The organism is Paenibacillus mellifer, assembly GCF_023195895.1.
Lineage (GTDB): Bacteria > Bacillota > Bacilli > Paenibacillales > Paenibacillaceae > Fontibacillus > Fontibacillus mellifer.
In genome coordinates this window covers 86531-99396 of sequence record NZ_JALPRK010000005.1, presented here as the reverse complement: position 1 = coordinate 99396, position 12866 = coordinate 86531, and the positions used below count along the sequence as shown (strand labels likewise).

At 40.4% G+C, this 12866-nt stretch carries 11 protein-coding genes; 5 read left to right on the top strand and 6 right to left on the bottom strand.

Features of this window, described 5'->3' with window-relative positions; genetic code table 11:
* Positions 1-38 precede the first annotated feature (38 nt).
* Positions 39-881: a hypothetical protein gene (locus tag M0651_RS07805; RefSeq protein WP_248551281.1), complete on the top strand. Its 843-nt coding sequence runs from the start codon at positions 39-41 to the stop codon at positions 879-881.
* Here the strand turns inward: M0651_RS07805 and M0651_RS07800 are convergent.
* From M0651_RS07800 to M0651_RS07780, 5 genes are all read right to left on the bottom strand, one after another.
* Entirely contained in the window at positions 817-1728 is a 912-nt protein-coding gene (locus tag M0651_RS07800) for an IS1595 family transposase (protein WP_248551280.1), read from the bottom strand. The genes M0651_RS07805 and M0651_RS07800 overlap by 65 nt on opposite strands.
* A gap of 335 nt (positions 1729-2063) precedes the next feature.
* Positions 2064-3029, bottom strand: coding sequence for a 3'-5' exoribonuclease YhaM family protein (locus M0651_RS07795; protein WP_248551279.1), 966 nt, complete (start codon positions 3027-3029; stop codon positions 2064-2066).
* Between the two features lie 110 nt (positions 3030-3139).
* Positions 3140-4963, bottom strand: coding sequence for a UvrD-helicase domain-containing protein (locus M0651_RS07790; protein WP_248551278.1), 1824 nt, complete (start codon positions 4961-4963; stop codon positions 3140-3142).
* Entirely contained in the window at positions 4964-6916 is a 1953-nt protein-coding gene (locus M0651_RS07785) for an ATP-dependent nuclease (RefSeq protein ID WP_248551277.1), read from the bottom strand.
* Between the two features lie 370 nt (positions 6917-7286).
* Positions 7287-7463, bottom strand: a complete 177-nt coding sequence (locus M0651_RS07780) for an AbrB/MazE/SpoVT family DNA-binding domain-containing protein (RefSeq protein WP_248551276.1) — start codon at positions 7461-7463, stop codon at positions 7287-7289.
* A gap of 342 nt (positions 7464-7805) precedes the next feature.
* Here M0651_RS07780 and M0651_RS07775 point away from each other — a divergent pair, with 342 nt between their 5' ends.
* The 3 genes from M0651_RS07775 to M0651_RS07765 are packed head-to-tail and all read left to right on the top strand — an operon-like array spanning position 7806 to position 10789.
* Positions 7806-8531 (top strand): hypothetical protein, encoded by a 726-nt coding sequence (locus M0651_RS07775; protein ID WP_248551275.1) that lies wholly within the window; start codon positions 7806-7808, stop codon positions 8529-8531.
* 51 nt (positions 8532-8582) lie between these two features.
* Positions 8583-9965 (top strand): Mu transposase C-terminal domain-containing protein, encoded by a 1383-nt coding sequence (locus M0651_RS07770; protein ID WP_248551274.1) that lies wholly within the window; start codon positions 8583-8585, stop codon positions 9963-9965.
* A complete protein-coding gene (locus M0651_RS07765) occupies positions 9965-10789 on the top strand; it encodes an ExeA family protein (RefSeq protein ID WP_248551273.1) in 825 nt (274 codons plus the stop codon). Before M0651_RS07770 ends, M0651_RS07765 begins: the two co-directional genes overlap by 1 nt.
* A 94-nt stretch (positions 10790-10883) precedes the next feature.
* Here M0651_RS07765 and tnpA read toward each other — a convergent pair whose 3' ends face one another.
* Positions 10884-11096, bottom strand: coding sequence for an IS66 family insertion sequence element accessory protein TnpA (gene tnpA / locus M0651_RS07760; protein WP_248551272.1), 213 nt, complete (start codon positions 11094-11096; stop codon positions 10884-10886).
* Between the two features lie 999 nt (positions 11097-12095).
* Here tnpA and M0651_RS07755 point away from each other — a divergent pair.
* Entirely contained in the window at positions 12096-12851 is a 756-nt protein-coding gene (locus tag M0651_RS07755) for a helix-turn-helix domain-containing protein (protein WP_248551271.1), read from the top strand.
* The last annotated feature ends 15 nt before the right edge of the window (positions 12852-12866 follow it).

Sequence of the window (12866 nt, the reverse complement as noted above, 5' to 3'; positions counted from 1 at the left end):
ATTTTGCAATGAAAAATAAGTATACGGAGGCGCGAACTATGAGTAATGATCGTTTCGAAGGCCTAAACCTTATCACCTATGACTTTAAGAATGAAGATCCTTGTGAAGAAGTTAGAGATGAAAAGGACCCCTTTCGTAAATTCGAGTTATATAAAAATAGCAAGTCGAATTTTGATTGCGATAGCTCCAAGCTAGCATATCGAATATATAAACTACTGTGGGGATGGAATTATCGAAATAGATTTAGCATTCCCGATAATCTTAAGGGAAAGCTGGAAGCAACCAAATGGGAGAGGCTTGGACCTGATACGATGAACTCGTTTCTTACAACGTATAATCACGCTTGTAAAATCTACTCTCAAGACCATGACAAGGTTCGAGATAACTATTCTCTTAAAAAGTTTGCTAGTCTGACTCATTCGATTGGTAATTTTACTTTGGTACCTTTCAAACTTGATTTTCGGCAGGATGTCAAGTCATTCAATCAGAATAGAGGTTGGCATGGAAGTGAATATTTTGTCTACGATTACTTCGATCTTTCACTTAAATTGATAAAGGAAACTGTCAGTGAGACTGGGTTTAAAGCCTACATTGACACATTCTACCTTAACGATTATGTCGATCATAAATATGACATTATTCCGTTATTTAGGGGTCATGTAGAATTATTGAAGGAAGATAAACTTCTTCTTGAAAATCCTAATAGGTTTCTGCCAACTACTGAAGCTGAACTTATCGAGTATTTAAGGAATGTTCTTGAGAAAATCGAATCTCGCGGGATTAGAATCGTTAAGGAATTATTAAATAAAAATCTGATCATCCCACTAGCTCAGAATAGGTTATCGTACGAGCGGAAGCACAACAAGATAAGAGACGGTTAAAGCCTTCTCCCCTGAATTTGCGGCGATTAAAACGGTAACAGAATTCATTCAAGTAGGCTTGTAGATGTTTTTCGCCTAATCCGTGATAGGTCCCTGCTAAAAATGCTTTTACATTCGAAATGATGGTATGAAGCCACTGTAGATGATCCGGGTTTTCAACAGGATTAAATTCCTTCGGTTCATGCTGAAATCCCTCTTTCGCTAGCGCTCGGTATGATCGATAAGCATCGCTGTTAATCGTACTCCCAGGTTGGATCGATTCATTCGCAAATTTCACTAGCGTACTGCCTTTTACATCTGGTATGACCTCCATTTTTGCATACTGAGGATGGCCACGCTCATTTAGAGAAAGTCCGACCAGAACGGTAGCTTTTTCTGTGCCGCGTCCACGTTTTCCGCCTTCTGTCGGGGCACCGAAAAATGCATCATCGAGTTCTACAATTCCGGCCAGGCTATAGGAAGCATCGCGTTTGCCCATCGCTTTTCGTATCTTATGGAGGATTAGCCAAGCTGTTTTATAGGTTATATCAAGTTCCTCCGAAAGCATCGTTGCAGATACACCACGCTTGTCATGGGCAACCAGAAAGATTGCAAGGAACCATTTCGTCAGATCTGTTCTTGTTTTCTCCATAACAGTACCAACCGTAACCGTTGCTTGATAACGACATTGTTTGCATTCGTAAAGGTTTAATTTCCTAGTTTTGGTTGTGTAATACTGATTGTGTCCACATTTTTCACAGACATAGCCATTCGGCCACTTCATCGAAAATAGGTGGTCTTGACAAGCATCATCGGATACAAATCTCTTTTGAAATTGTATAAGATTCATTGTTTCATGCTTGGCCATCCCCAACACTCCCCGAACGTACGTTTTCTATTATTATAACAAACGTATGTTCTTATGGATAGTGCTTTCTGAGCCAAAGGGATGATCAGAAATAAAAAATTATGATTACTTCTATGTTTACAGCTCAATCAACTTATTAAAGGAGAGCCTAACTGGAGGTTACTCCAGGGGCTCACCCTTTACCGAAGGGTGGTACAAAAACTCCAGAGACGTGGCTCTCACTCACCGGAACGATGGCTCAATTTGCTCCGGAGTATTCATCAATGCTTCGCCCTTTTATGAAAGATGGCCTACTCATTACTTATTGTCTCGTTAGAGCTAATTGTATTTTTGTACTATAACTTTAATTTGAAAATTTGTTTGTTTTGCAAACCGCGGATTATCGGTGTCCATTCCTCGTTGTCAGGGGTTATTCCAAACATATCTTCAACCATTTGCAGTTTTGCATCCATTGCATCTATATAATGTAGAGCTACCGCTTCTGGTAATTGAGGCTGCACCGGGCTTCCCCATTCACCTAGATTATGATGGGATAATACCAAGTGATGTAAAGCCAGGACGATATTTGATTGCAGATCGATCCCAAGTTTAATTGCGGCTTCTGTAATCCAATTCGAAGCCATACTTATATGTCCAATCAATTTTCCTTGGTTACTATAATCGATTACCATACCATACTCCGAAACCATTTCTACTGGTTTAGCAATATCATGTAAAATTACACCTGCCTTTAGCAAGTCCGAATTGAGAAATGGGCGCTGCCGACAAATAAATTCACTCAGTTCAAGCATCCGAACGATATGGTATGCCAACCCCCCATAATATGCATGATGATGAGATTTGGCTGCGGGTGATGAATGCATGTTATCTTTGACTTTCTCAAAACAAAAAGAAACAATCGTTCTAACTTCATCATTACTTAAACTGTTGATGGCTTGTTCAATAATAGAAATGAGCTCTTCTGATCCTACAGGAGCTGAACGAATAAAATCTGTTATGGATATCCCGTCTTGTTCCGTTGCTTTACGAATTCGTATTACTTTAACTTGTAGTTTTTCACGATATACCTGAACCAAGCCTTGTACCTTAACAAGACACATCGGAAAGAATGTTTCAATATCGGTCTTGCTGGCATCCCAATACTTCGCAGAAATATTTCCACTTGAGTCGGCGAGTACAAGATCTAAGTAATCTTTGGGGATCGAACTATTTGTTTGTTTTGCTTCTATTTCTTTGATTAAATAGAATCCAACAATTTCATCCCCATCTTTTAATCCCTTTATCAAAGTATTTATGGACACAACTCCACCTCTCGTTCTACACCAAATGCAAAAATGTTCCTTAAAGCTTGTGCAGTAATTAATTATTTACATTAGAGTTCGCCGCGGCTTCATTTGTGCATTCAAGGATGTTAAATATACATGTTTAAAACCTTCGTTTCCGAATTTTCTTGCTCAGATTCATCGAATGCAAACTTGATATCCCAGCCCTTGTCTCTGAATATGTTTATTTCATCTTGATTAATGTAGCTAGCATTCATACCAAATGCAAATAAATGGGTAGGCCTACTCATAGCAACATATAAAAGATTTCTTTCAACCCACTCATTATCATAATTAGTGTTATCAAGACAATAAAATGACTTAAGCATTTTCGAATGTATCATGTCAGCTTCTTCCGAGTCTATCAATAAAACCGATCTATGAGTTTCACCTTTAGCAGAATGAATGGTACCAAAAATCAATGTTTGATCGTCATCTTCATTAATCTTAGATACGTCAGAGTTATTGATTAATTCCAGCACGCTCGATATTTTTCCAAAAATTGCATTTGTAGCATTTATAGCTCCTGAGTCCTTCTCGATAAGTATGGAATTTATAGCAATTTTCAAACTGTCTTTATCAAGTTGTCCTCTTTTTATGCCTTTTATTAAACATTTTTTTATATCAGTCTGTTTTGGATGCTCTCTTACCCATTGTCTATAATCTATTTCAAACTCTTCAATATTGGAAAGTTTATTATAGATAAGATCATTGACTAACTTTGATATATGACCAGTATACGATTCGCTATTTTTTATCTTATAGTTCGTGACACTTTGGTGGTTACCATCAGTTTGATACCCATTAATCGCCAATTTCCTTATTGATAGAATACTATCTTTTTTCGTACTCCTTGAAAAATTCTCATCAGCAAGATACTCCGTAAATATTTTCTTGTAGTAAGGAATTAATTGCTCATTTCGATTATATAAAATTAACAATGGATTAAAGGATTTCTTCTCTTTAAAGCACTCTACTTGTATCCCATTTATTATATTAGGGAGATGTTTAGCAATCTCATCTCCAAATCTATTGCAAATTTTTAATTCAAATTTATTTTTATTGTCAACACTTGGCATTTGTCCATAGAAATCAAGAGTTTGGTTGGGATCACCAACAACCTGAAGAACGTTACCCTCATTTGAAAAGATATTTTTTAATATAGCAAGGCTACTTGCTTTTGTATCTTGAAATTCATCAATGAAAACGTATTTAAATCTTTTCCTTAACAAGGATATGTTTTTTCTATATCCCAGAGCTGCTTCAGCGAAAAGAAAAGTATCATTAAAAGTAAAAAAGCCGAGCCTTTTTAATTCCCATTTAACATTAAACATATGAGTATGATGCCTTTCAAACCTATCCCAATTTACTGTGTTTTCTAAGATGATTTTATCTGTTTTCTTATCATAAATTAGATTACAATCTTGAATTTTTCTGATCACAGCACTTTTAGGACCACTACTCCAGCCCCCGAAATATGAGTTTTTATGAACCAATGTGGAAATTAATGATGAATAATCGTCGTCTTCAGCAAATCGCAAGTTAATCGGGTTTATATGCTTTTTTATGTAAGGAATAGCCAAAAAGGTGTTGAAGAATTGATGAACCGTCCCCACAAAATGTGGGTGATTAATTTGCGCCAGACCTAGCCTTCTTAAGATTTTATTTATCTCATCAACCGCAACATTGGTTTGTGTAATAATACATACTGCATCCTTTGAATTCGAACTAGCTAATTTCATCAAGAGTAAAACTATCTTTGCTGCTAGACAAGTTGTCTTCCCAACACCCGGCCCAGCGATTATATATTTAGATTCCATTAACTCGATAAATTCCCGCTGATTTTCATTGAACCTTTTGTTGCCTAGTATAGTTTTTTCAACTAAGTCAAAATCATCTTGGTTAAAGTACATCTACTCACCACCTGTTACATGCTTTATAGCATCAATTAAATATTTTAACTTTGGGTCGTTAGCAAGAATTGTAGCCAATTCGCTTTTCTTATCCAAGATCTTCGCTGATAACAATTGTGACACAACTGATTTTGATACATTATGATCAATCATAAATTGATAAACTTCAACAGCTCTTTTTTCAGAATCAGGTATTATTTCCCATTTTTCCTTTTTCGAATTTCGGTTCCTCGCCTCTTTATAATTCGCTTCCAATATAGAGTCCTGTAATAATGAAGATAACCCGCTTTCGGCTATTGCGAATTCCAATGTCCATGGAGAACTGATAAATACTTTTGTTTTCTCAACTTCATGCATATAACTACTTTGTATTTTCTTTGCTCTAGCTGTTATTATTTCTTCATACTTCAGAGTGTTTTTCTTCGTTAAAATATCATGTATTGCTTGCTTTTGTTCTGTAGTCATCTTCCCATCAATAATTTTGTTTATTTTAATAATAAGACTATCGAAATTACTGAATAGGCCTATAAGTGACTCATCTTGCACAGGAGAAATGATCTTTTTAATATCCTGTTCATCTTCGTGGTCAATCTCAAAGTAGCACAAGTTCTCATCATAATAAGATACTGGTTTCATGTCTAAATCCGTCACAATAGAAACCGGGAAGTTAAGTTTAAGATCATCTTTTCTAAGAAAAATAGATGCATATCGCTTAAATGCCAAGTTTCCTACATTTATAATCGAAACTCCATAATCATAAAGTGGTCTGTTGATAACTTCCGCCAAAGTAGGAATTAATAAATTTTCGGCATCCCCTTCGACACATATTATCCCTTGCGCAAAAAACATATTTGATTTTGTTGCATCCAAGAATCTCTCTAGGAATTTGTAGTCGTCACTTTCCAAATGCGTTAAACCAGACCTCATAGGGAATGCCGCGCTATTGTAAATAAGAATAATATGTTCGAGTGAAATCGATGATGCTAATATAGGACTATGTGAAGTAAGAATGTATTGAATCCCTTCTTCCTTACTTTTCCGTTCGAAATATTTGATTAACCTTAATTGCGATTGCGGATGTATGTGCGCTTCTATTTCTTCAATCAGAGCAATCTTTGCCCCTATAGTATTATCACTTAAAAGAAGTAATTCTGCGGCCATAAATAATAAATTTGAACTGCCTAGTCCACTACCGACATCGCCCAAACTTAATTCTAATTTCTTCAACGCCTCTTCGAACTTCATATTTTTCGGCTTTATCTCTGGGCTTTTCTTTCGATTCTTCTCAAAAAAAGCCTCGATAACCTTACTCATCTTTTCAAGTACTGGTTTATCAATTATTTCCTGTATTTCACTAAAAGCATTTGAAAGAATATCTTCAATTTTGCTTTTTGATGCACCACTATCATTTTGGAAGTAACTCAAGTTTTTAAGAATCTGAGCAAATCTAGACCTACTTCCAGAACTCAACTCTAATTCGGCATCTCTTAATGGCTTTAGATATGTGACCGTTAAAAGTTGTTTGACACTGTCACTTAACGGCTGCTCCCTTTCTTCCTCTCCACCAGATATACTTCTAATTATTTTAGATTTCATATTTATATCTACTGTTTGCTCTGCTTCCAATAAAATTCTTAAATACGAAGCACCTTCTCTGAAATAAATCCATTCAAAGAAAAATGCCTCCTCATCCTCAGTTAAAGCTTTGAAAATGTATTCTATTTTTATTGATTTACTATTATCATGAAAATCAGTATCTCTGATCCATAATGAATCTTGACTATTTGTATTCAGACCCAATTTTATTGCATCAATTATTGCTGTTTTTCCAGAATCGTTTTCACCAACAATTACGTTTAAGTTAGCATTAAACGATACTTTCACCCCAGGCTGGCCATTTTCACGTTCTCCAAACTTTCTCCAATTCCATATACTCACAGTATCGAGATACAATATGATCAGTCCTTACGTATTTTTATTTATAAGTCCGCATCATCACAATTATTTGATTTCATTTTAGCAATTCGACACATATTAGCTTTTTCCTACTTTTTCCTCATTCAACTTGTTTCGGAATGATGGAAACTCCTTACCCCAATGAAATAATAGACTACAAAAAAAACAACCCCCGCCAATAGACGAGGTGAGAAGCGGTTATTCAAATTATCCTTCACTTTCAATCTACAAAAAACTCCAACCAGCATATCATGACAATATACCTGTTTGAATAAATATATGCAAAATTTCACCCCTGTTGTCTGCTTACATTTATTCTAATGTTAGTGAGAATTCCCAGTCTATCGATCCACGCATGTCCCGAACATCATTTCTCCATCATTATTTTTTCAATTAGATCAAGAGTTACTTTTTTCATTATAAGACCCTGTTCTGTTTTAATAAATAGCACTTGTTCACCTACCGTTAAATCCATTTTTTCACGAACTCCTTTTGGAAGTGTGACTTGATACTTATGAAGAACTTTTGATACTTCAATTTTCATTAGTCAACAGCCCCGCTTATTTGAGGTGATTTAAATTTCGATTTCGAATACAGTGAACTGACGATCCTTTTTTTCTATAAGTTAAAATCCTTAGTTTAACCCCAGTCTTCTGTGAGATCCAACTTTCTATTACAAACATCGCAAAACACATAGATGACAGTACCAAGACTTGTTGGAATAAATGTATAATGTTGCCGCTCATTTTCCATGTCGGGAGAAGAGCGGTTTTTTCTTGCCAAGAGTGGCGGAGATAGTAGACAATGATTGGCGGGTGCAGCCGGAGGCTGCGCCGACAATCATTGTCCAAGGAGCGGCACAGCTAAAATAAAAGAGGAATACGTTATGGGCTGCAACCCCGTATTCCTCTTCCCAACGGCTATCGCCAACATCATCGTAATGGATTGGAATGAGTCTGTCCAGAGCTATTTTTCGATTGTAGTTGTAAATGGGGGCATTCCCCATCAAGACAGACCTCGGCGTTGTCCTCACTGTGGACAAGAGCACCAGCTTCTATATCGCCATGGTCACTTCACGAGAACCGTCATTACTTTGGAAGAAACTCGTGAGATCCCCATCTACCAGTTCTATTGCCCATTACCGGAATGCGGGGGGACCTTTGGCTTAATCCCCGACTTTGTAGAGAAGTATCATCAAGTAGCTCTTGACGTGAAGGAAGAGGTCATTCGCCAGCATGACCAAGGCACTTCCCTAGCTCAGATAGCCACCCAAAGCGATTCCCTCCCCTGCGGTCCATACTCCGAGAAGACCCTCTGGCGGTGGACCTCCATTTGGAGAGAGCGGTTGATTCAAACATCGTTTTATCTATGGAGTTGGATTCTGACCCTGCTCCCTCATATGGAGCTATGGTCGGAACAAGCACGCAGACGCTCCCTTTGGGGCGGCTTCTTTGAGTTGTGGGACAGGGTGCAGTCAAAGCTCCGCCAGTATAGTGATATTCGTTTCGTTCATATCCTGCATCGGCATGTCCGTTCATTGGAGTTGGCGGTACCGGTACATGATCCCAAAAAAGATGTCCATAGCTGCGGTAGCCGCCTGCCTTCACAATGAAGATACGGGATTCCCCCCCATCTTTCATTGATAAAGGAGCGTACCCAACCGATGGAACAACAAGTAAAAGAACAAATGGCCGCTTTTCGTTACAGCCTAATCGCCCCGATTGTCAGTCGGCAGACCCCGATGGCACCCGGTGAGATCAAGGCTTATTTGGAGCAGGCTGCACAGCAAACGTACCACATACCCGGAAGTACAAAGACCCGCGTCAGCATCCGATCCCTTGAGCGGTACTTGTCTCAGTACCGAAGCGGACAATGGGAGGCCCTCAAGCCGAAAGGGCGGTCAAAGAGAACGGCCACCGGTATTCCTGCATCTGTCCTGCAAGAAGCCATCCGGCTGCGAAAGGAACGGCCGGAGCGCAGTGTGGAACAAATTATCTTCATGCTCAAGGAGAGTGGCCTTGTAGCCCAAACCGACATTGCAGCAAGCACGCTGGCTCGCCAGTTGAAGAAGGCAGGAGCAAGCCGCAAAGACCTGATTCAGTCGCAAGCCGCCAAGGGATTTCGGCGCTTCGAGGCGGAGGATGTCCATGTGTTGTGGCAATTTGACTTCCAACATACACTGTATCTTCCTGATCCGGCAGACCCGAAGAAAAAGAAGAAAGCCATTCTGTTTGCCATCCTGGATGACTACTCGCGTCTGATTACTCACGCCCAGTTTTATTGGGACGAGAAGCTACCGCGTATGGAGGACAGCCTGAAGAAGGCGATTCTAAAGCACGGCATTCCGGAACAGTTCTATTGCGATAATGGAGCTGCTTTCTCCTCTCAGCACCTGGTCCGAATATGCGGGAAGCTGGGCATCCGCCTTTCACATAGTACCGTATTTCGTCCTCAGGGACGCGGTAAAATTGAACGCTTCTTCCATTTCATTGACACCAGCTTCAAACCCGAAGCGTACCAACAGATCGAGCAAGGGCGCATCCTGACATTGGAAGAACTGAACCAGGGCCTTGCTGCTTGGATCGAGGGGTACTACCATATCCGGGAGCATGGCTCAACGAAGCAGCCGCCGAAAGTGCGGGCTGAATCCAGCAGCCGGAAGCCACGCCGGGCCACGCTGGCGGAGCTCATGGACATCTTCCTCTGGGAAGAGACACGAAAGGTAGACAAGACCGGCTGCGTGAGTCTGGCCGGTAATGCCTACGAGGTTGATCTGGAGCTCTGCGGGGAGCGTGTGCAACTTCGGTACGATCCATTTGATCTCTCCCGTATTCAAGTGTGGCACCAAGACAAGCAATGGCCTGATGCCACCGTCATCGACCTTACCCGCCGTTACGACAAGAGAGTAAAGCCGGAAGCTGTGCAGCTGGTAGAAGAACATGATGGACAGCTCTCGTTTCTCGAATTGGCAGAGCAAAAGCGCCAAGCAGCTCTTGCGGAACAAGATCCGGTATCCTACGCCGCCGGGGGAGGTGGACAGGCATGATGACGACCCTGACAGCCCCCGTTGTACAACCGTTTAGCAAAGAACTGAATACGTCCTGTTGCTTCGAATCTCGCAGCTACAAAGAAGCGTTAGCCCGTCTAAACCTTATGATTCAAAACCGCTATCTGGGTGTGCTCACTGGGGAAGTAGGCGGCGGGAAATCCACATTGATCCGCCGATTGTTTGCCGATTTGGATGATATGACCTACGCCCCCATCTATCTCTGCAAGGCCGGACTCAAGCCGAGAGATTTCTACGGAGCGATGCTCACTCACATGGGTGTAGAGCCTTGCTACAACGTAGGGAAAGCCCGACAGCAATGGGAGGAAGCCTTGCAGGCGCGAACGGCGCAAGGTGAGCGCATGATGGTGGTCGTGGTGGATGAAGCCCATGAGATGAGTGATGCCATGCTGAGTGAGCTCCGCTTCGTCATGAACCACAACATGGATTCCTGCTCTCTATTTCCGTTGATTCTGGTTGGGCAGCCGGAGCTGCGGAAGATCCTGCGATTGAAAAAACACGAAGCGACGGTCCAGCGCATTGGCATGCAGTACCACCTGACGGCCATGACGAAAGAAGAAACCTACGGCTACATTCGGCACCACATGAAGGTAGCCCAGATGGACAAGCCCCTTTTTGCTGAAGGTGCCCTGCAACGGGTTTTTGCAGCAAGCCAGGGACTTCCGCGGGTGACGAACCAGATTTGTACCCAAACACTTCTCGACGTTACAAACAAAGACCTGGAAGTGATTGAGGAGAGCCACATTGCCCGAGTTCTGGCCGATATGGACCGCCAACGGGGCATTGGCGGGTCATCTTCATAACGTCGTGCAAATGCATCCCCGGAGATTTCCGAGGGATGCATTTGCACCACCCTATGATTGGCGCTTCATCTCTCACTGTGCTGGCGGGTTGGCATTATATTTCTTCCGTCATTGTCGGTGATTTCTCACCCGCCAGATTAGCTGAGAAGCGACAGGTTGAGTTGTTCTTGGCCTTGTAGAGCCAATACTTTAACTGGTCCGTCTTACAACCGTTGGCCGCGCACCATGCCGACATTGTTAAACCACTGGCACGATAATCTGAGATTCGAGCCTTCCAGTGCTCGCGTGTCTCCTCAATTTTCTTCATCTGACGATCACCCTTTTTCTAAGATGAGCCTATAATCTCATGATTAGAAGCCACTTAGAAGGTGGGGAGGATTTGACGCTTACCAACAAAACAAACTCCTACGCCCGCCACCTCTTGATCTGGTATAGTTGAACAATCACAATAAACACTTATAGTCTGCCGATCATGTAGAATACATTGCATTTCCTTTACTCGCTCGATCGGTATTTTCGATAACGGATGTTTTGATTCTGTATATCTTAACATTCGACTTTTCATCATAAACCCTGCCTTCCTAAATACATTCTACTCCGTTATCTGTGGGCCTTCATTTTTCACACACGTGCATATTCAAGCGTTTTTTTAAATATACTCTGATCCCAGATCCCCCAATTATTTATTGGTTGTCCAGCGTTCGTCATACACGTCCTTTGCTTCATTTGAAGACATTTTCTCAAGAGGCTCTTCGAACTTAAGAATGACAGCAGCTGCATCTACTGATTCTGAATATCCAGCCTTATCGAAGGCGCATATTAATGTTCCGTCCGCTTGTTTTATGCTGATTTGAACTTGCAATTATAAGCCGCATTTTCAACAAATAGCCGCTAGTGTAAACATGGCATGAGAATAAGAATATTGAGAAGTATTGGGATTACAAGGACATTTTCACTTCGGTGACCTTCTCGTATGAATTTTTGCTCCGACCTTTTAAGTATAGGTTATTTGTCTTCGGAATAAACAAGACTAAGTGCAGGACGCTAGGGTATGACGTAGCACATTAACTATCATCGTTTTGCAATCTTTTCAAAACACAACCCAGTTCTCTACGAAAATCCATTACAATAATATGTATAAACGAGAGGAAAACTCATGCGTTTTAATAAGTACAGAAAATAGTCTAAATAGAATATTAGCAGGTTAATAATATACTTCGGTCATTTAGTCACCTCTGTGCGCTAATAGTTGCAAACGGCAATTGCATTTTCTCTAAAAGATAAAACTTAAATAGGTCGTGATCGTATGCTACACAAAGCTGCTTTATCATTTGAATTTTTTATTAAAAACATTCTTAAAGAAGAATTTACTCGCTGGATGACATCCATCAAGGAGATAGACAATAACGGAAGCACAGCATCTTGCAAATCATATTTGACCATTAAAGAAATATCGGAATTAACAGGAATCGGTACTTATACCCTACGACAACTAACTTATGCCCGAGCCATGCCACATCTTTTAGTAAAGTCCAGGATCATTTTTGACCACTCTAGCATCGCAGATACTATTGCAAAATTTAAAGAAGAAGGTTGGAATGATCCTGATAAAATGTGGGATGTAAAAAGGGTCCAGGAGGATATAAGAAACTTTTCGTCAAAAAAGGAGAATCAACAACCCATGATCGATGAAATTATCCGTAATATCATAAAAGAAGAGTTAGCTGCTTTTTCTGAAGATATCCTTAAACAAACGAAGAAAAGTAAAGAAAGCTATTATGGGAGAACGATTTTAACTATAAAAGAAGCTGCAGATTACTTTCGTACAAGCACTTCAACAATTTATAGCTTGATCAAAGAAGATGGAATGCCACATCTTAAAATTCAAAGTAGGTTTTATATTGTAATGGAGGAGGCTGAAGCCTTCTTGTGGAGAGAAACAGCAAAATCATATGCCACATCAGGTAACGTATATTGGCAACGGTTACTTCAACGATTAGATTGGGAGGAAAAAGAACGTGAGATTGCGTATCAAAATGCTTTAAAAAGGTACGGGAAATGAAATGCAAATGGCCGA